The following is a 20615-nucleotide window of genomic DNA, read 5'->3' as shown; positions in this document are numbered from 1 at the left end:
CTGTGTATTCCAAAACCTTAATCCCGTAGGCTTCTGTGTAATCTGTGAATTCTGTGGGAACTACGAGCAAAGGAGATACAAGTACAAGAGCTTATCCCCGATAAACTGCAATTTACAATTCTATCACTCCAAATTTCGGATGTACCTTTAATGAATATAATATAAACGCCAGTACCAGTCAATATAAACTGCAGTACTATATAACTGAAACTCCAGTACCAGCTATATGGTACTGCAGTACCGATTATATGGTACTAAAAACGGTACTGAGGTTTTTTAATGAAATGCATAATTGTATTTATTCTATACCTCATTGTATTCATTCGATACCTCATTGTTTTCATTCAATTTGGCAATTTTTTTACGCAATGCTACATTTATTTTACGCAATGACACCCATACCAAACGAATAAAGTTGTATATTTGCGAACAAAATAGTACTAACCCGTTTAAAACAACACAAATTATGAAGCATTATTTACTTTTGGCAGGATTGTTCGCATGCGTATTGTCCGCCTCTGCCCAGAAAGTTGGCACTAAGCCCAATGTTATTAATCAAGGTATTAACCCAATGACACAAACCGACAACCGTGGTAAGTTTATCAACGAACAAAGAGTACGTGATATGCAGCACGACAATTTGATGGCTGATAAGCACAAACCAAGCCGCAGTATTGTGGTAACCAACGAGCAATGGCGCAATACTAAGATTGTTGAGAAGGATGCCAACGGAAACGTAACAGGTACAACCGAGGTTGAATTTTTGGACAATGGAAATATTAAATCCAAAGTCTCGTCTTTTTATCAAGACGGTCAGATCATAGGTGGGTATATGATCACTTACGAGTATGACGACAACGGCAACATAACAAAGGAAGTAGAATCGAAATTGGTTGCCCCACCTAATACTTATGCCAAAACAAGAGAAACAGTATGGGTTTACAATGGTTCCCCAATTAACACCTTATATTATTATCTCGATTACGACGATACTGGGGCTATTTCACATGGCTATAAGTCAGCTTACGAATTCGATTCGTTTGGTCATATGACAATGCAAGAAGAAAGCTATTATGTTAACAACGAATGGAAGCCATCATCAAGACAAGAGTGGAAATGGGATGGAAACTACAGATATATGAGTCTTCGTTTGTATGATTGGGACAATACCACTAAGAAGTGGCAGTCGGGAAACAAGGAAGTATCTGAAGAGCGTACACCTGGTAAGGTGAACGTTGTTTATGGAAAATATGACTGGGATGCTGCCAAGCAAGACTGGGTTGTCAATGGCGAACAAAAAGAAGGCTATAACGAGTATGGAGATCTTATACTCTACTCGTATTTAGAGAACTATGGTGGCGTTTATACTGGTTGGCGTTATAATATAGATATTATATCCGAGCAACATAAAACCGTACATTTCTATGATTGGAGTCAAGATACAAATGATTGGATAGAAACATCGTATTCCAATGAAATATACGACGAGAATGGCAATATTGCAACCTCTAGTATGTACAACTCTGACAACAAGCTGGAATCTACATCAGAATACACTTGGGAGAAGTTCAACATAGGCACCGACGTTTACCCCGATTGCTATATAGTAGGCGAGGCAAGCGAATGGCAGTTTGAGAATTCACTCGTTGGCAAGGATATGGGCAACGGTATTGTTGTGTGGAACGATGTAACTATCAAGAATGGCGAGATGTTTAAGTTTGCGTCTGATGATTGGATGACATTCGATTGGGGTACAGCCTACGATGGCGAGTATATTCCTTTCGACCAGCCGGTGAAGCTAACAAACAAAGGTATGAACATAAAGCTTGATATGGAGGGTACGGAGATGACCTTCAAATCAATTAGCATTAATGTTCTTACGGGTGTTGTTGCCTTCGAGACCTATCCTACAAGTGTTGGCAGTCCAGAAGCCAAGCGCGTTAACATCTTTGCCAATAACGGCAAGATTGTAGTGCAGAACGCTAAGGACGTTAAGGTGTATAGCGCAAGCGGCGAACTTATCAGCACTGCTGCCGTTACACCAGTAGAGAAGGGGCTGTATGTTGTCAAGGCTGGTGGCAAGACCGTTAAGCTTAACGTCAACTAACAGCAAGACGCCACTTGTTTGTAGCACCCGTTTCTATTGGGTGTTGCAAACAATGGCAACTCATTGCTAAGGCTATGGGTCACACCAAGGTGTCAACAACAATGATATATATACGCTCAATGTTCGACCCCTCGCTTGCTGATGCCAATAGGAATATGCTCAAAAGGTTGGGAATGGAGTGATGGTCCACATCGTTCTCGTGTCAAAACCAACCATTAAACAGCAAAATATTTGGATTTTAGAAAATCTTTACGTATTTTTGTGGTGTATATTATAATAAGGAGGAGTTTTTATGATTCTTAGAGTAGCCAACCCTATTTACGACTCGGTATTTAAATATCTTGTAGAGGATTTACGTATTGCAAAGATTCTAATTTCGGCTCTTCTTAAGAAAGAAGTGCTTGAAGTGGAAGTTAGAAAACACGAATACACTAACGGCACTCGCGACAACATCTCAATGTTTCGTATTGATTTTGGTGCCAAGGTGCGCGAGAGCGACGGCTCTCAACACTTAGTGCTTATAGAACTTCAGAAAACATGGCTTGAGACCGAGACTTTGCGTTTCCGTCAATATCTTGGTGCCCAATATGCCAATCCCGATAATATAGGCAAGGAAGAGTCGCACGAATTTGGTACACCAATGGTGACTGTTTATTTGCTTGGTCATAAGGTGGGTGATATAAAAGAACCGATAATTTATGCCGTACATAAGGCATACGACTATTATGGCAACGAAGTAACAGAAGGCATCCCTGATCCGTTCGTAGAGAGTCTTGTCCATGATAGCATAATAGTACAGATTCCACGACTTCATGGCAGGGTAAACAACAAGTTAGAGAAGGTACTTAGTGTATTTGACCAAACTCACAAGGACAAGTACAATCGTCAGATGCTCAATATCGACGAAGACAATTATGAAGACGATACAGACATGATGTATATTCTTCGTCGACTGCTTGCAGCCGCCTCTGATGCCAAGTTGCGCCAAGACATGAATGTGGAAGACGAATACTTCACAGCAATAGAGAATCGCGATACAGCTATAATGAATCGTGATAAGAAAATAGCAGAACAAGACCAGTATATAACTGAGCAAAAGAATCAGATTGCAGAGCAAAACAATCAGATTGCTGAGCAAAACAGTCAGATTGCAGAACATATGAAGACATTGCAAGCTACAATCAATAGTCTTATCAACCGTGGCATGTCGTTAGACGAAATCTCAGTTGTTATGGGAAAGACTGTAGAGGAGATAAAGTCGATTATTTGTTAACGATACATACAGAAGAGGGTGTGTCAAAAGTCGCAAGTGGTACGCCCCGAAGGGGCAGAAGCTCCTAGCCCAGAGCCGAGCGGCCCTGGACTATGCGAAATTTGAGCTTTCAGCCCGCATGGTTTGAGTTTTGACACACTCTCTTTTGTTTTTATAACATCACCGACTATAATACCAGTATAGTAATAGGTTGTTATTCCTTACATTTTAAAATATTATATACTGAACTTTCGCAAGTTCAGAAGTTAATGGAATTAAAGGAGTTAGCACTCCCTGAACGAGCGAAGCGAGTTATCTTCTGATAAATTCCAATAACTTCTTTCGCTTGCGAAACTTAAATTATACATATACACTGACGCAATGTTATAAAGCGATCCTGTTTTAATATATTTTTAAACTTAAAACGACAGGAACTACACGATATTTTGCTCTTTTTCTACCAAAATGTCAAATATCCCATAGTGTGTGCGTACAACAATTTGTTGCGCAATGCATGGTATAACTTATAAAAACAAACAAAATATACGGAATTTTATTTGATTTGGAATAATTTTGCAATAAAACCACGCTTTTTGCGTTAAAATATTTGGATGGAAAATAAATAATACGTAATTTTGCAAATAGATTATAAAATTTAAAAAAATGTTGACATGTTGGGTTCGATGCTAAATGTAAAACAGTAATTAAACAAGGACGTCAGCAATTGCAAAGTGCTCAATTGTATTTGAGATAACACTTTATCGACTGATAACACCTTAATGTGATATTCCCTTCTGTCCACCTCGCCCCGCGAGGAAGACACCCAGTAAGACCTCTGGAGCACAATAATAGCAAAAAAAAACATCAATTATACATTATTTTACTTAAAAGAGAGAGATTTATGGAAAAAAGAATCATGACGTTTATCGCCTGTCTATTCCTTAGCATAGGAATGGCATTGGCACAAACTCACGTTTCCGGAAAGGTCACCTCTGCTGAAGACGGCGAGCCGGTTATCGGTGCTACTGTCAAAGTAGTAGGCTCAAAGACCGCTGGTACAGTTACCGACGTGAACGGTGGCTTCTCGCTTAACGTTCCTGAGAATGCTAAGATTGAGATCTCGTATATCGGTATGGTTACTAAGGTAGTAAAGGCAGGCAAGAACATGAATGTTGTTCTTGACACTGACCAGCATAGCATCGACGAGGTGATGGTTATTGCCTATGGTACACAGAAGAAGTCGTCTTTCACTGGATCTGCTGCAGTTGTAGGCTCTAAGGAAATTGGTAAAGTGCAGGTTACTAATGCTGCGGACGCTTTAAAAGGTAAGGCTGCTGGTGTGCAGCTCAACACAGCGTCAGGTCAGCCAGGCTCTACTCCTTCTATCCGTATTCGTGGCTACAACTCAATCAATGCAGGCAACGACCCTCTCATTGTGCTTGACGGTTCGCCTTATGGTGGCTCGCTCAATGATATCAACCCTACTGACGTAGAGTCGATGACAGTATTGAAGGATGCTGCCTCTACTGCCCTTTACGGTGCGCGTGGTGGTAACGGTGTTATACTTATCACTACCAAGAGTGGACAGCGTGGACAGAACGGTGTTATCACTGTTGATGCAAAGTGGGGCTCTAACTCAAAGGCTGTTCCTGAGTATGAGACAATAAAGAATCCTGCCGCTTACTACGAAATGTGGTATAGGGGACTCTATAACTATGCAGTAAACCAGCAGAAAGGTGTTGTTGGTAAGGATGACAAAGGCAATCCAATAGTGGGCTATCTTTATGGTCACATGAACCCGACAGAGGCCTGGAAGTGGGCTAACACCAACCTTATCAATAACCAGACTTATGGTCTCGGTTATAATGTATACACTATTCCTAACGGTCAGCAGATGATTGGTACCAACGGCAAGCTTAATCCTAACGCCACTCTCGGTGCAATTTCTGCCAACGGTTATTATTTGACTCCTGATGATTGGGAAGATGTTATCTACAACAACTCTCTCCGTCAGGAATACACAATTACAGCTAACGGTTCTACCGACAAGGGTACTTTCTATGGCTCAGTAAACTATCTTAGCAATGATGGTATCACTGCAGCTTCTGACTACAAGCGATTCACATCACGTTTCAAGGCAGACTATCAGGTTAAGCCTTGGTTGCGCTTGGGCGCAAACTTCAGCTATGGCCATTACAACTACAACTCTCTCGGAAACGATGGAGATGGTGGCTCATCAGCCAACAAGTTCTCATTCACCAATATCGCGCCTATCTATCCTATCTACATGCGCGACGCTGAAGGCAATATCATGTTCAACAAGGAGGCTGGCATCACTGCATACGACTATGGAGACGGTACTGTTGCTGCGTTCCGTCCTTACATGAGCGGTTCAAACGCTATCTCTGATGCACTTGTGAATACAAGCAACGTTGAGGGTAACACATTGAATGCCACTGGTAGTGCTGAGATTCGTCTTCCTTATGGATTCACATTCACTTCAATCAACAACGTATACCTCAACGAGTATCGTGCAACTAGTACCACCAACCCGTATTTCGGACAGTATGCTTCGAACAACGGTGTTGTGGCTAAGTCTCACGATCGTGATTGGTCTTACAACTACCAGCAGCGTCTTAACTGGCATCAGGTCTATGGCAAAAATGACATAGAGGTGATGCTTGGTCATGAGTACTATAGAGCTTATGGCTATGCACTCTCTGCAAAGAGACACAACCAGTTCTCTGTTAACAACAAGGAACTTGCTGGTGCTGTGGTTCTCGACAGTGGTAACTCATCTTCAAGTGAGTACAACACAGAGTCATGGCTCAGCCGTATTATGTACAACTACGATACACGCTACTTCGGTTCTGTATCTGTAATGCGTCAGGCTTCCTCACGTTTCCATCAAGATTCATGGTGGGGTACATTCTGGTCTGTAGGTGGCGGTTGGAATATCCATCGCGAGTCTTGGTTCAAGGTGCCTTTTGTTGACGAACTTAAGTTCAAGGCTTCTTATGGTGAGAATGGTAACGACGGTATCGGCTCTTACCTCTATACACCGTACTACAGCATTAAGAACTCAAGCGACAATGTTTCTTTGACACCTGCTTCACTTGGTAACAAGAAAATCTCTTGGGAGAAGAATGGTAAGTTCAACATGGGCTTCGACTTCTCACTCTTCAAAGGCCGTATCACAGGTGGTATCGAGTATTATAGCAATATGACAAAGGACATGCTCTCATGGGTATCTTTGCCACCGTCATTCGGATGGAGCGGCTACTACGACAACGTAGGTAACATGAAGAACGACGGTATCGAGATTGACCTCCACGGTGACGTTATCCGCACAAAGGATCTCACATGGAATATCTACGCTAACGTTACATCTAACCACAATGAGATTACAAAGCTCTCAGCCGACCGTAAGAAGAACTATAAGGAGGGTATCGGACTTGGCTACTCAAGTGATTCTTTCTTCTACAAGGAGGGTGAGTCGCGCTTCACATATTACTCAAAGAAGTATGCAGGCGTGAACGCTGAAACTGGTGAGTCAATGTGGTACAAAAATGTTTACGAGACAGATGCAAACGGTCAGTACATTTACTATAACAACAACAACCAGGTTGTAGATGATAACTACGAAGGATCTAAGCACCGTAAGGTTGTTGGTCAGGAGAGTACAACAACTTATAGCGATGCCGATTACTATCTCTGTGGTGACGTGTTGCCTGACTTCTATGGTGGTTTCGGTACAAGCGTTTCTTGGAAGGGCTTCGACTTCTCTGTTGACTTCCAGTATCAGCTCGGTGGTCAGGTTTATGATGGCACATACGCTGGCTTGATGAGTTCAAGCGCAGGCTCAGCAATCCATGTTGACATGCAGAATGCATGGTCGGCAGACAACAAGAACAGCAATATCCCACGTTGGCAGTATGGCGACTCTTACATGTCTTCGGCTTCTGATCGCTTCCTTATCAGCGCATCTTATTTGACATTGTCAAACATCACACTCGGCTATACATTGCCGAAGAGCTGGCTACGTAGCTTAGGCTTGCAGTCGGTTCGCGTATATGGTGTGGCTGATAACATTTGGACATGGTCAAAGCGTCAGGGTCTTGACCCACGTCAGAGCATTACTGGTAGTGCGTCTAACGCTTACTATCGTCCAATACGTACTGTTTCAGGCGGTATCACACTCACATTCTAATATGCTGTAACATTCGTAACACATAAAAATCAAGAAATAATGAATAAGAATAGAATATATCGCTCTTTTGTGGGACTTGCTGTAGCAGGTCTCACAATGAGCTCGCTCACAGGCTGTATGGACGTGACCGAACCTACAACAGTTGCTACTGAGGAGCAGATTCAGGGCTCTTCGGCTTCGGCTGAGGCTATGGTGATGGCTGTGCCTGCAACAATGAACGAGGTTGACCGTGGCTTTTTTGACAATTATCACAACTGCTTTGGCTATAGTGCAATGATGTATATCCGCGACCTTATGACTGGCGACCTCTGTCAGACTTCAAGCGGATACGCATTCCACTTCTACTATTGGGCACGCAACAAATATCAGGGCGACGGTTATATCTTCCCACAGTATATCAACCAGTATTATTTCGGTCTTGTTCTCGCTGCCAACAATGTGGTAGGTTCTGTGATTCCAGAGACTGCTTCAGACAAGCAGCTTGGCTACCTTGGTGTAGGTTTAGCTTACCGTGCTCTTGCATATCTCGACATGGCACGTATGTATGAGTATCTTCCTACAGACGTTACAAGCAACATCAATGTTGATGGTAATGACGTAAAGGGTCTTACAGTGCCTATTGTAAGGGAGACCACCGACCAAGAGGCTGCCTTGAACAATCCACGTGTATCACATGAGGAGATGTACAAGTTTATTGAGGAAGACCTCAACAATGCCGAGAAGTATATCGTGAACCTTACAGATACCAAGGGTAAGGTGCTTCCTTCTCTCGGTTGTGTATACGGTCTGAAGGCTCGTCTCTATATGTGGAATGAGGAGTATGCCAAGGCAGAGGAGTATGCACGTAAGGCTATTAACGCTGCTGGTGTATCACCTATGACTGAGGCTGACTGCACAAGCTACACTAAGGGCTTCAACGACATCTCTAAGTGGATGTGGGGTGAGCAGCTTACAAGTGAGAGCGACCAGGTTAAGACTGGTATTGTAAACTGGGTATCATGGTTGTCAAACCAAACAACATTCGGTTATACTGGAGTTAACTCTTCGGACATGCCGTTCAACATGATTGATCGCAGCATGTATGACCGTATGTCTGACACCGACTTCCGTAAGTATATGTATAAGGCTCCAGAAGGTTCAAGTATTGCAAGCAAGAATATCTACATTCCTTCAATCAAGGATCTTTGCAATAAGTATATGCCTTCATACGCTTCTCTGAAATTCCGTCCTGCAAATGGCAACGCAACAGACTCTCAGGCAGGTGCTGCTTCGGCTTATCCAGTTATGCGTGTAGAGGAGATGTACTTTATCGAGGCTGAGGCTGCTGCTCATCAGGATGCAGCACGTGGCAAGCAGTTGCTCGAACAGTTTATGAAGACATATCGCGATCCTAACTACAGCTGCAAGGTAAGCTCTACCGACGCTGTTGTTGAGGAGATAGTATTCCAAAAGCGTGTTGAACTTTGGGGTGAGGGTCAGACATTCTTCGATATCAAGCGTCTTAACTACTCTGTAACACGTGGCTATCCTGGCACAAACTGGTATGAGGAGACACGTTTCAACACCAATGGTCGTCCGGCATGGATGAACCTCACAATGGTGCGCAACGAGGCTGATAACAACCAAGCACTTGTTGGTTGGAACAACCCAGATCCAAGCGACAAGTATCCTACTTGGAAAGAAAACAAATAATGTCTAACAAGAAATGATTATGAAAAATATAGCAAAAGTTTCATATTTGTTCCTGGTGAGTTTGGTAGCGCTCGTCCTTGGTGCGTGTACAAACGATTTCGATTACACTCCGGCAAAAGTTTCTGGAACAGAGGTGTATTTCAGTAACAACCAGGATTCTGTCATCACCATCAGCAAGACAGCTTCAAACTTTATCATACAACTTCATCGTGTTGATACAAAGGGCGAGCTGACAGTATCTCTGTCATACGCTCCTGGTGAGGGTAACATTTTCACAGTTCCTGCACAGGTGACATTTGCCGATGGCTCTGCCGATGCTCCAATCGACATAACATACGATCCTGCAAAGGCTGAGTATGGAGTTTATACTGGTGGTACCATCTCTGTAGTTGGTGAAGGTTTGGATTCCACTTATGGCATTACCACTTTGTCATTCAAGGCTGGTGCTAATGAGTGGATTGATATTCCTACCGACAAGTCAATCGGTAAGATGCGTGACGATGCCATCACTTCAATCTTCACGTTCACAGACGGTACTCCTGTATGGGATGTTAAGATTCAGAAGAGTGCTGTTAAGGAAGGTATGTATAACATCGTTAACCCTTATGAAGATTGGTATACTCAGGAGGCTGAGGCTGCCAAGAAGGATGGCTCTGCATGTGCTTTCAAATACGACTCAAGTGTTGACCACAATTGGGTGATTGACGCCACCGACCCGAATGCTGTATATCTTAAGGAATGCCATACTGGTTTGAGCTATGTAGCTCAGGAAGGTGTTGGCGAATTGTCACTCTGTGGAAATCCTTGGATGATTTTGATGAACTCACGTAGCAATTTCCCAGATAAGACTGACGAACAGATTATGGAGTTGGTTAAGCAGCAGTTCCCACAGTACTTTGGTGTAATGAAGGATGGTGTAATAACATTCCCGAAACAGGCTGTTTGCATCGCAGGTTCAGAACTTCAGGAGGGTAGCTACCTTACTGCTGCAAAGAATGGTCTCTTTGCAATTGCTCTTCCTGGTAATATCATTGCCGACTATGCACTTAATGCTGAATATCAGGGTCGTTTCACCGATGTAGACAACAACGACTATGCTACATTCAACCTCACACTTGGTAATGATGTTGCTTTGGTGAAGTATGCACTTGTTGCTTCTTCTAACGCTACTGCAACTGCAAATGGTATCATCGATGGCTCTATTGAGGCTGCTGAGGCTACAGCTTCTGGCTCCGTAAACGTTGCCTATACTGAGACTGGCAATTATACACTCGTTTGTGTAATCTACAATGGAGCTGGCGAGGCTGTAGGTACAGAGGGTTTCGAATACAAGCTTAAGTCAAGTAAGGATGGGTCTACAGAGGAGAGTTACAAGGATGTGGCATCTGGTACCTATACCATAGGAGCTAAGGACCTTAGCTCGAATTTCTGGAAGGAACCTAATGGAATGATAGTAAAAGAATCTGTAGAGCAGGAGTCGATCCTCTCGCAGGGTACTGTCGATCCTACTAAGTTTAAGATCTCACCTTACCTCGTTGAGGGTTATGATCTCTACTTCTCTGTGGATGAAGATGGCATAATTACAGTTGAGCCACAGAAGACAGGTATTACAAATGACAAATACGAATTTCTTGTTGGCGACCTATATACATGGATGTTGGAAGAAAATGCCGACTTTGCTGCACAGCTTGACCAGTATGGATGGCACTCTAACTATAATGCGGACGATGACGTTTACAATTTCATCCTAAACTTCGGTGCCAGAACATCTAAAGGTCTAGGCGATTTCGGTGTTACAGAGCTTGACACCTATGAGGTGCTCGACCGTAATGCATCTGCTGCTAAGGCTGCAATGGCATCTGCTAAGAAGATAGCTGCAGAGCGTAAGTATATCTTCCGTAAGGACTTCAATGCTAACGCAGTGCATAAGAGTTTCAATAAATCTAAGATAAGCCGTCTTAAGAAGTTTGCTTACTAATGCATATACTGCATATACTAAAAAATCTCCCGACATTTTTTTGTTTGGAGATTTTTTAGTATATGGCAGTATATTTCCATTATGTAAGAAATTGCTAAAACAATTATTCTGTTTTGTTGTCTATGTTTTTAATGTATCTTTTACAAAAAAATTAACCATAAAATTTTATGAAGCTTATAAGTAAATTATTTCTTTCAGCTGCAATGGCTTGCAGCGTGATGTCGGCAAGTGCTGTGCCGGCTATGCCAGGTGTTTGGCGCACCATAACACTCGCTGATGGCACTCGGGTGCGTGCCCAGTTGCAAGGCGATGAGTTTTGCCATTATTTTAAGGATGCTGATGGCATCTGTTATGATCTTATGGAAAACAGTAGCAATCGCTATGTGAAAGCTGATTTTAAACAGATAAAACTCCGTGGTGATTCATTACGCATGATAGCAAATGCGGAGCGTAAAGGATTAAGAAAGTCCCCGGCTCGTATTGGTCAACCATCAGAACCAATCATCGGTAAGAAGAAGGGTATTATAATTCTTGTTGAATATCAAGATACAAAGTTTGGTCTTGGCTACAACCAGAAATTTGTCAATGGCTATGTTAACGGTCCATTGACAAAGACACACACACGTCGTGGATTCGTAGGAACTGTGAAAGACTATTTCTTGAATCAGTCAAACAATCAGTTTGAGCTTGACTTCGACGTAGTAGGTCCGTATACTTTGAGCAAGAAAGTGGCTTACTATGGTGCAGACCAGGGTAACAGTAAAGATATACGCCGTGGAACAATGATTCTTGAGGCTGTGCGTATGGCTGATGCTGATGTAAATTTCGCCGACTACGATTGGACAGGTAACGGTTATGTTGACCAAGTTTATGTGCTTTTTGCAGGACATGGTCAGGCAGACGGTAGCGACAGCAATACTATATGGCCACATGAATCGAGTCTCTCAAATAGTGAAGTTGGAACTTCGTATCCAAGCAACGACTATGATGCAAACGGCAATAGAGTAGCAGTAAATACCTACGCTTGTGGTCCAGAGCTTCTTGGATCTGCACGTGCAGGTATTGGTACACTCTGTCATGAGTTTGCCCATTGTCTTGGCTATCCCGACATGTATGATACAGCTTATGGAGGAAACTTAGGTATGTCATTATGGGACTTAATGGACACAGGCAGTTACAATGGTGGCAGTTTCTGCCCACCAAATTTCACTGCATACGAGAAATGGTTTGCGGGATGGCTTCAGCCAACAGTTCTTAACAAGCCGACTACTGTAAAGGGTGTAAAGCCCCAAGATGAAGAATACGGACATACATACGTTATATACAATGACGCAGAACCTAATGAGTATTATTTATTGGAGAACCGACAGAATAATGTTGGTTTGTGGGATACTCAATTGCCATCAAGTGGCTTGATGATAACACATGTTGACTATGACGCAAAGTTATGGGGCTACAATGTTGTAAATACTATATGCAACTATTCAAACTTGAAGAACGATCATGAGCGTCTCACCTTGTTCTGTGCAGACAATGACCGTAATGCAAACGGTAAGGACACATCATACGGCGACCTATATCCCTACAATGGCAATAATGAGCTTACCAATTCTTCTGTTCCTGCCGCAGTGATTTACAATGGCGGCACACACATGTCAAAGCCTATTACCAACATCAAGCAAAATAACGATGGTAGTGTAGATTTCGACTTTATGGGTGGTGGCGAAACTGCTATTGCCGGTGTCGTTAATGACAACAAGAATGTTGACAACCGCGTATTCTCAATTGACGGAGTTTACCTTGGCAACGATATCAACGCTGTTGGTAATGGCGTGTTTATCGTGAACGGAAAGAAAGTTGTTAAATAAAGCAATGTAGAATGAAACGCTATAAGCTATTACTTTTTGTTTGTGCTGCCCTTGTTTTGGGGGCATGCACCAACAAAAAAACAAAACAGAAAACTGACGAGCCGAAACTTATTATTGAAAAACAGAAAACGGACTCTGTAAATACAGAAAACGTATCGAATATTCAGCTCTCCAATCCATCAGAGATACCTCAATTTCCTGGTGGCTTTGAAGCCATGCGCTCTTATATCAAGAACAATATACGCATGCCTGAGGCTGCCAAGAAAATGAAGAAAGAGGGACAAGTTATTGTGAATGCTCATGTTAGCACAAATGGTAAAATAACCGATTGTGAGATATTCTCCTCTGACGATGAAGTTTTCAATGACGAGGCTTTGCGCGTTGTAAAGTCAATGCCTGTGTTCACACCAGCCCATAAAGACGGTCAAGCTGTGGAGTCAGAGTGTAAGATTGCTGTCATGTTCAGACAATCAAAATGACAGTATTATAGTATATATATAATAAGGTGTCGCATCTATGTCTTAAAGCACAGAGGCGACACCTTATTTTTATTCATTATAAAAGATAAAAACGTTTATTCCGTTCTCTTCCAATCCAGAAGTCCCTTTCCTTCTTCGTCAAGTTCGATGCCCAATCCTATTACTTTGCGCTTGTCAGCCTTGAAAGGTTCCATATATTGACGGTTGAGGATTTGCTCTGTGGCAGCTTCCTTGCCTCCATTGTTGCGTAATTTCAGTTCGATGACATAGATATAGCGTGAGGTCTTCACCGTCATGTCTATTCTACCAGTAGATATCATCTTTTCTACTTCTACATTCAAGCCTATAGCATTGAGAATAGTGCTGATGATGAGGCGGTAGCGTTCCTCCATATCCATAGATGCAAGTTTCTTGTTGCTGTATGGAACGTCAGCGATGAGGGCTTTTAACGACTTCATCGCTTCGTCTATTAGGCCAGTGCCCAAATATCTGTACAAGCAAGCTTGTAGCGACAGAATTTCGCTTTCTGAACGCATAGCAAGAGCAGGCAGTACAGTTTCATATAGGGCTTGCTTAACTTCCTCATTCGGGAACCCTAAGATATAGCCAAACTCATCACTATCCTTTATTGTGAGATACCCTGACTGATATAGGAACAGTTCGGCACCGCCTCCAGAGACATCAGACAGTTCAAGGGTGTTGCGCATTACAGAACAATTCTCAAATTTGCTGAGACGAAGTTCTGCATTGTCAATAAACTTTGGGAGGAGTGATGTTGCTCCGGATGATGCCCAGAAATTAATTATTTCTTTTGATTTCAACGCATTGACGAGACTGTATGGATTGTAAACATCCACCATGTTGCGACGACTGAAGTGATAGCCATCGTAATATGCTTTCAGTCGGTCGTGAGTCTCCTGTACCGACCAGTTGTTTGCTTCGCTCATCTGTTTGAGTTCAGGCATAAAGTTCTCTTTTATCTCCTCTTCCGTGATGCCGCAGATGGCAGCATATTCTGGCATAAAGCTGATGTTGGACAGATTGTTGAGGACCGAGAAAAGAGAGATTTGTGTGAACTTGGTGATGCCCGTGATGAAAATGAATTGTTCGTACTCGTCGTCAGCCTTAAGTATGGCAAACACTTCACGGTATACCCCCGTGCATTTCTCGTGTTCTGGAGTTCTCCATGAATGTTGCAGGGGAGAGTCGTATTCGTCTATGAGGACAGCTACTCTTAGTCCCGTCTGCTTATAGGCAGTGGCTATAATTGCATGAAAACGGTCGGCAAGCATGGCTGTAGGATCAGGAGTAATGTTGTATTTCTCCTCATAATCCTTAAAGCGCAGGTTCAGGTAAGAGCGCAGAGTATCTTCGTTGGCACCTCCACGGCTCATGTCAAGACGTATGACGGGATATTGCTTCCAGTCTTTCTCCAATTGCATAATCTTCAGTCCTTCAAACAGGTCTTTTCTGCCTTCAAGGTACGACTCCAGCGTATCGACAAGCACAGACTTGCCGAATCGACGTGGGCGGCTCAAGTAGTTATACTTATCCCCCAAGTTTACCATGTTCCATACAATGTCGCTTTTGTCCACGTAGAGATAGTTTTCCTCTCTGATAACTTTGAACGACTGAATGCCTACTGGCAGTCTTCTAAATATGCTGTCTGTCATATCTGTTGCCTCCTATTTGCCTTGTTTATGCCTAATATCTGCGAAGATACATTTAAAAATGATAACCTCCAAACTTTTGTAATCATTTATCTTTTATACAAGATAAAATTGCTATTTTTGTGGAAAACTCTTATAAAATGGATAAACAGTCAAAATATTGTGAACTTCTATCACAGATAGAGGTGTTTGCAAATGCAGAAGACAAAGCCATAAGTGTGTTGTCGAATTGTGCTGCGGTGATGAAGATGGTCTTTCCTAAGGAGTATTTCTGGGTAGGCTTTTATATTGTCGATGGCAATGAGTTGGTTCTCGGACCTTTCCAGGGCACTCCAGCGTGTACAAGGATAAAGCATGGACGTGGTGTTTGTGGCACCGCTTGGAAGGAAGGTCGCAGTATTGTGGTAGAGGATGTGGAAGAGTTTCCCGGTCATATAGCATGTTCGTCGTTGTCAAGATCAGAGGTTGTTGTACCTATCTTTTCAGAAGGCATAGTAGTAGGTGAGATAGACATTGACAGCACCGAACTGTCCACATTCGACGACGTGGACAGAGAATATCTCGAAAAGGCAGCTGAAATAATAGCTCCGTTTATTGCAAAGCTTGCCACGGTATGAAGAAAAACTACACATACACATTATTTAATAATATGGCGTTAAAGCAGTCTGTTTCATTTTGACGAAACGATTACTTTAACGCCATAGTTGTTTCTACGGACTACCTTGTCCGTATAATTTCTATTTGTGAACCATTATGGACTTGTGCAGGTCATGTATATCTAATAACTTTGCACAAAAGTTAATGATAATAAAAATTAATAAAACATAACATGAAAAGAATCGCATTTTTATTTGTGTTTATGATCATAGCTTTCAGTTCGCTTAATGCCAAGAGTTATCATTTTGATATGGCGCATAGCTATGAGGTACAGATTGTTCGTGTTGCCCAGCAGGGCACAAAATTCTTAAAAGCTTGGGGTGTTGCAAGTTCTCCGGATAAGGCTATTGATATGGCTATGCAGGATGCTGTGGCAGCTTGTATTTTTACTGGGGTGGAAGGAAACGAGATAGCAGGTAAGATTCCGCCACTTGTTGCTGATAGGAGCGTTTACGAAGAACACAAGCAGTTTTTTGATACCTTTTTTAAGAAGGGCGAATTCTTTCAGTATGTGAAGAATGTCAACACTGGTTATCCCACTGGTGAAAACAATGTAAAGACGGGTAAAGGACGTAAAGTCGGAATCTTTGTTGTTGTGATGTATGACAATCTTCGTAAGCTTCTGGAAGATGAAGGTATCATCAAGAAGCTCAATAGCTATTTTTAATCCCATATAATAATGGTAATTATTAATTCAAATTAAATCATAGATAATGAAAAGAATAGTTTTGTCTTTTGTGGCTTTCCTATTTGCCGTATTAACCTTTGCTCAGACCACAGCCAATCAACCTAAGGCCATGAAACCTATTATCATGGTTATTCCTGAGAAAGCTTGGTGTGTGAACAATGGTTTTGTCAAGAGTATCGACCCAAAGACACCTGATTATGAAAAGGCTCTTCTTAATGATGATGTGCTTAATGTTATCACCAAGATGGGTGGCATTATGCAGGAGCGTGGCTATCCGTTGAAGAACTTGCAGAGTGCGCTCGACGAACTTAAGAACGAGGGTGCGATGGATATGGCTCTTACATCGAAGGCTGACGGTGAGATTGTGGAGGACGAGCTCGATCAGCTTACGCGTGTGGCTCAGGCTGACATCCTTGTTAATATAGCTTTCACACGCACCACTCATGGTCCGCGCAATATGGTGGAGTTTCGTGTTACTTCCATTGACGCAGCTACAAGCAAGCAGATTGGCGGTGAGATGGGTCGCAGCTCGGCATCTGGTGCACCGATCTCAACATTGCTCGAAGAGTCTGTATTAGGGTTCATTGATAATTTTACCGGAAGCATACAGAGACATTTCGATGATTTGATTGCCAATGGACGCGAAGGTTCGGTTATCTTCAAGATTGCCAGCGACTGTCCTCTCAACTTCGAGTCGGACGTTACTCTGAATGGCGAAACCGGTGAGTTGAGCGAAGTTATTGACTACTGGATGAACGAGAACACCGTGAATGGCTCATTCACACAGAACGGCAAGACTCGCAACCGAATGTCTTATGAGCAGGTTCGCTTCCCGCTTTTCGGCAAGGGCAAATTCGGTGGAAAGCCTAAGGCCATCAATATGGAGGGCTTCATAAAGCCTATCACATCTTTCCTTTCTCAGTTCGGAGTGTCTGTTGCCACTGTACCAGTAGGTATCGGCAAGGCATATGTTGTGCTTGGCGGAAAATAAAAAATACGTTATAACATATTATCATGAAGGTAAGGATTTTAGTGGTGGCATTGGCTGCATTATTCTACGGCACTGCCACAACCGTCAAAGCACAATCGGCGAAAGCCATCGGAGTGATATGTCTCAATCCAGTAGTGCCAGAGAACGACGGTCTTGAAGCGAAAGCCACCGCCATGCTAAAGACTAAGCTCAATCAGATAGCCACAGCTAATGGCATGTCGGGTTCGGGCTTCGACAACCGTTTCATCATAACGGGGCATATACAGAAGTTGAGAAGCGAGCAGACTCAGACCGTTCCGCAGAAGAATGCCGTGTTGGTAAGCATAGGCATATACGTAGGTGACGGTCTTGACGGCACACTCTATTCTAATTTTTCTACCGAGGCGAAAGGTATCGGCGACTCTGAGGACCAAGCCATAGCTGCCGCCGTGAGAAAGCTGAATCCTGCTCTGCCACAATTGCAGGAGGCTGTGGCAAAGGGAAAGCAACGCATCACGGAATATTATGACCGTATGGCTGCCAACATCATCCAGACCGCCAAGGCTTCTGCCGCAGTAGGAAAGTATGACGAGGCGATGAACATGCTCTTTGCCATACCGATGGGAAACAAGGATTTTCAGACAGCGCAGTCGCTCATAGCACAGTATGGCAGCACGTCGCTCGAGAAGAAAAATCTTGATATTGTCCGTCAGGCACGCTCGGCATGGAGTTCTGATCCAACAGAAAGCGGAGCAGCTACGGCAAGCAATATACTTAAGAGTCTTGTGATGCCATCAGCAAAGGTGCAGGCTGAAGCTAAGAGCCTACAGACGGAGATGGCTGCACGCATCAAGGCTGTAAGTGACCGTGAGTTCCAGCTTGAGAAGCAGAAGGCGCAGGACGAGAAGGAGGTGCAGATTGCCACAGTACGTGCGGCAGCATCAGTGGCAAAGGCATACGTGGAGAGCCAGCCTAAAGTTGTATACCACTATTATTGGTGGTAAGAAACATATAAGAATCATAACAATAAACACTTATTATGAACAAGAAATACTTGTTTGCCTCATTGATACTTGGAGGCGCAATGATATTCACGTCGTGCAGCAGTGACGACAATGAAATCTTCGTGGGTGACAATTTCTTTACAGACCGTCAGGCAATAATTGACGAAATCAATGCCTTGACTTATCCCCAGGGATTCACCGATTCTGATGACAAACATCCCGAATATAAAAACATGGACCCTGAAGTCTACACAGACAAGAAAAAGACCGAAGGTCGTGGTACGGAAGGATATTATGGCTATGTGGACTTAGGACTGTCGGTGAAGTGGGCTTCCTCAAACCTTGGCTCCGTGAGCCCGGTCACTGAGCACAAGACCTTGGAGCAGACCTTGCAGGAGCTGGAGGACGAACTTGGCATCCAGCCAATGGAAAAACCCTCGTTCACTAATAATAAGAACAGCACTTATCCGATGACAATGACATACGAGGAGTATCTCAAGTCGATGGATATAAGGGAGCTGTATTCGGCATACAACAAATACAACAATTATTGTATGACCAAGACAAGTGCCCATGATAACGCGATTGTTAGATATAACAACACCCAATATGAGAACCACAAGTATCTATTTGCAGTGGGCGACGGTTATCCTTGGGGAGGACTGGGCATGTGGGATTATCTCGGAACCAAGGAAGCCCCGATGGATATTGCTGGCAATGCTGAGTTTGATGTCGCTACTTACATTCTTGGCGAAGGCTGGAGCATGCCGACTAAGGCACAGTGGCAAGAGCTTATCGACAAGTGTCAATGGAAGAAGTATGACAATTACTACGTCGTGACCGGACCTTCTGGCAAGAGCATCGTGCTACCTTGTGCATGGTATCACACGTCGGAGCAGACAGGCAGAGAAGTATACAATGTCTATCTTTACGACAGCAAGGAGTTTAAACTTGGTGGATTCAGAGATTTGTTCTCTATCCGCCCCGTACATACAAAATAACAATCAACTGCATTTTTCGCTACGTAAAGTTATGCTTTGCGTGGTGTATACTATGATATTGTCGTGTCTGCCGTTGAACGATGCTAAGGCTGCAGCAGCGACAGTCGCATTGGCTGCGCCCGACAGCACCTTTACGGTGGAGAGTTTCCGTCAGTTGCCTACCGATGTGAGTGCCTTCATCGATGCCGTACGCGACCTTAATGGCGAGGCATGCGCATTGCTTAAGGTTGTGGCACCAGCTGACTTCGCCTTCTCTTCGCCTCTGGGCATTGTAGAACGTCGCGACAAGGTGGGCGAGATATGGCTTTTCCTACCCAAAGGTACCAAGAGTATAACGCTGAAACATCCGCAATGGGGAGTGCTACGCGACTATAAGTTCGGCACGAAGCTTGAGAGCCGCATGACCTATGAGATGCGTCTCCGCCTACCACAGACCGCTGTGGTGGAGAAGCATGACACTATAGTATATACTCAAACCATCGTCGACACCGTGACCGTGGCACCGCCCCGACGCATAGTTCAGTTTCATGCCTTCACGTTGCTTACAGCCTCGCTACATACCGATGGACCCTCGTGGGGCGTAATGGCAGCCTTGATGCGTCGTCATGGTGCTTATGTGCATGTGAGCAGCAATCTGCATTCGTCGCCCACGACGATAGGTTCGTGCAATAGCGATGGTTATCGACCCTCTACCGGCAACACACCTTATTATACTGGACGCACGCAGACTTCTGTCTATGCCCTAACCGTGGGTGGCATACATCGTCTGAATGGCTTGCTCAACATATTCGAAGGCGTGGGCTATGGCAGTCAGACCACTGCATGGCAGCTTGCCGACAGCGAGGGCGGTGGTTGGTTACGTAATGAAAAGTTCAGTCATAAAGGCTTTGCGGCAGAGCTTGGCGTTGTAGCTTCGGTAGGACGATTCAGCTTCAGTGCGTCGGCACTGACCATTGCCGGCAAGCAATGGCAGGGATGTATAGGCGTAGGAATATGCCTTGGAAAGACTGGAATGATAACAAAGCGCAAGTAAAAAATG

General features: G+C 43.6%; 14 protein-coding genes. 13 read left to right on the top strand and 1 reads right to left on the bottom strand.

Annotated features, from left to right (window positions below; all coding sequences use genetic code 11):
- The first annotated feature begins 466 nt into the window (after positions 1 to 466).
- From C9991_RS02225 to C9991_RS02195, 7 genes are all read left to right on the top strand, one after another.
- Positions 467 to 2107 carry a hypothetical protein gene (locus tag C9991_RS02225; protein WP_106810998.1) on the top strand — a complete coding sequence of 547 codons (1641 nt, stop codon included), beginning with the start codon at positions 467 to 469 and terminating at the stop codon, positions 2105 to 2107.
- A gap of 292 nt (positions 2108 to 2399) precedes the next feature.
- Positions 2400 to 3380: a coiled-coil domain-containing protein gene (locus C9991_RS02220; RefSeq protein ID WP_232823225.1), complete on the top strand. Its 981-nt coding sequence runs from the start codon at positions 2400 to 2402 to the stop codon at positions 3378 to 3380.
- A gap of 880 nt (positions 3381 to 4260) precedes the next feature.
- On the top strand, positions 4261 to 7569 hold the full coding sequence (locus C9991_RS02215; RefSeq protein ID WP_106810997.1) for a SusC/RagA family TonB-linked outer membrane protein: 3309 nt from the start codon (positions 4261 to 4263) through the stop codon (positions 7567 to 7569).
- A 39-nt stretch (positions 7570 to 7608) separates the two neighbouring features.
- On the top strand, positions 7609 to 9261 hold the full coding sequence (locus C9991_RS02210) for a RagB/SusD family nutrient uptake outer membrane protein (RefSeq protein ID WP_198643731.1): 1653 nt from the start codon (positions 7609 to 7611) through the stop codon (positions 9259 to 9261).
- Between the two features lie 19 nt (positions 9262 to 9280).
- On the top strand, positions 9281 to 11239 hold the full coding sequence (locus C9991_RS02205; protein ID WP_157949338.1) for a hypothetical protein: 1959 nt from the start codon (positions 9281 to 9283) through the stop codon (positions 11237 to 11239).
- A 167-nt stretch (positions 11240 to 11406) separates the two neighbouring features.
- The gene (locus C9991_RS02200; RefSeq protein ID WP_106810995.1) at positions 11407 to 13107 is read left to right on the top strand and encodes a M6 family metalloprotease domain-containing protein; all 1701 of its coding nucleotides are present in this window, start codon (positions 11407 to 11409) and stop codon (positions 13105 to 13107) included.
- A gap of 11 nt (positions 13108 to 13118) precedes the next feature.
- Positions 13119 to 13586 (top strand): energy transducer TonB, encoded by a 468-nt coding sequence (locus C9991_RS02195; RefSeq protein ID WP_106810994.1) that lies wholly within the window; start codon positions 13119 to 13121, stop codon positions 13584 to 13586.
- Positions 13587 to 13681: 95 nt separating this feature from the next.
- Here C9991_RS02195 and C9991_RS02190 read toward each other — a convergent pair whose 3' ends face one another.
- The gene (locus C9991_RS02190) at positions 13682 to 15259 is read right to left on the bottom strand and encodes an ATP-binding protein (RefSeq protein ID WP_106810993.1); all 1578 of its coding nucleotides are present in this window, start codon (positions 15257 to 15259) and stop codon (positions 13682 to 13684) included.
- Positions 15260 to 15396: 137 nt separating this feature from the next.
- On the opposite strand from C9991_RS02190, the gene C9991_RS02185 reads away from it, so the two are divergent.
- From C9991_RS02185 to C9991_RS02160, 6 genes are all read left to right on the top strand, one after another.
- Entirely contained in the window at positions 15397 to 15873 is a 477-nt protein-coding gene (locus tag C9991_RS02185; RefSeq protein WP_106810992.1) for a GAF domain-containing protein, read from the top strand.
- Between the two features lie 212 nt (positions 15874 to 16085).
- Complete coding sequence (locus C9991_RS02180) at positions 16086 to 16580, top strand: hypothetical protein (RefSeq protein ID WP_157949337.1); 495 nt, start codon at positions 16086 to 16088, stop codon at positions 16578 to 16580.
- Positions 16581 to 16626: 46 nt separating this feature from the next.
- Positions 16627 to 17592 (top strand): DUF6175 family protein, encoded by a 966-nt coding sequence (locus C9991_RS02175; protein ID WP_106810990.1) that lies wholly within the window; start codon positions 16627 to 16629, stop codon positions 17590 to 17592.
- A gap of 23 nt (positions 17593 to 17615) precedes the next feature.
- Positions 17616 to 18575: a hypothetical protein gene (locus tag C9991_RS02170; protein WP_106810989.1), complete on the top strand. Its 960-nt coding sequence runs from the start codon at positions 17616 to 17618 to the stop codon at positions 18573 to 18575.
- 35 nt (positions 18576 to 18610) lie between these two features.
- Complete coding sequence (locus C9991_RS02165; protein ID WP_106810988.1) at positions 18611 to 19576, top strand: hypothetical protein; 966 nt, start codon at positions 18611 to 18613, stop codon at positions 19574 to 19576.
- A gap of 52 nt (positions 19577 to 19628) precedes the next feature.
- On the top strand, positions 19629 to 20609 hold the full coding sequence (locus C9991_RS02160) for a hypothetical protein (protein ID WP_106810987.1): 981 nt from the start codon (positions 19629 to 19631) through the stop codon (positions 20607 to 20609).
- Positions 20610 to 20615 lie beyond the last annotated feature (6 nt).

It is taken from the genome of Prevotella merdae (assembly GCF_900290275.1).
GTDB classification, from domain to species: domain Bacteria; phylum Bacteroidota; class Bacteroidia; order Bacteroidales; family Bacteroidaceae; genus Prevotella; species Prevotella merdae.
Note: the sequence above shows the minus strand (reverse complement) of the source record. Positions and strands in the feature narration are given on the sequence as shown.

What these genes read in the sequence shown, in the direction of transcription:
- C9991_RS02225 (WP_106810998.1), top strand. Translation starts at nt 467, where the DNA reads ATGAAGCATTATTTACTTTTGGCAGGATTGTTCGCATGCGTATTGTCC.
- C9991_RS02220 (WP_232823225.1), top strand. Translation starts at nt 2,400, where the DNA reads ATGATTCTTAGAGTAGCCAACCCTATTTACGACTCGGTATTTAAATAT.
- C9991_RS02215 (WP_106810997.1), top strand. Translation starts at nt 4,261, where the DNA reads ATGGAAAAAAGAATCATGACGTTTATCGCCTGTCTATTCCTTAGCATA.
- C9991_RS02210 (WP_198643731.1), top strand. Translation starts at nt 7,609, where the DNA reads ATGAATAAGAATAGAATATATCGCTCTTTTGTGGGACTTGCTGTAGCA.
- C9991_RS02205 (WP_157949338.1), top strand. Translation starts at nt 9,281, where the DNA reads ATGAAAAATATAGCAAAAGTTTCATATTTGTTCCTGGTGAGTTTGGTA.
- C9991_RS02200 (WP_106810995.1), top strand. Translation starts at nt 11,407, where the DNA reads ATGAAGCTTATAAGTAAATTATTTCTTTCAGCTGCAATGGCTTGCAGC.
- C9991_RS02195 (WP_106810994.1), top strand. Translation starts at nt 13,119, where the DNA reads ATGAAACGCTATAAGCTATTACTTTTTGTTTGTGCTGCCCTTGTTTTG.
- C9991_RS02190 (WP_106810993.1), bottom strand. Translation starts at nt 15,259, where the DNA reads ATGACAGACAGCATATTTAGAAGACTGCCAGTAGGCATTCAGTCGTTC.
- C9991_RS02185 (WP_106810992.1), top strand. Translation starts at nt 15,397, where the DNA reads ATGGATAAACAGTCAAAATATTGTGAACTTCTATCACAGATAGAGGTG.
- C9991_RS02180 (WP_157949337.1), top strand. Translation starts at nt 16,086, where the DNA reads ATGAAAAGAATCGCATTTTTATTTGTGTTTATGATCATAGCTTTCAGT.
- C9991_RS02175 (WP_106810990.1), top strand. Translation starts at nt 16,627, where the DNA reads ATGAAAAGAATAGTTTTGTCTTTTGTGGCTTTCCTATTTGCCGTATTA.
- C9991_RS02170 (WP_106810989.1), top strand. Translation starts at nt 17,616, where the DNA reads ATGAAGGTAAGGATTTTAGTGGTGGCATTGGCTGCATTATTCTACGGC.
- C9991_RS02165 (WP_106810988.1), top strand. Translation starts at nt 18,611, where the DNA reads ATGAACAAGAAATACTTGTTTGCCTCATTGATACTTGGAGGCGCAATG.
- C9991_RS02160 (WP_106810987.1), top strand. Translation starts at nt 19,629, where the DNA reads ATGATATTGTCGTGTCTGCCGTTGAACGATGCTAAGGCTGCAGCAGCG.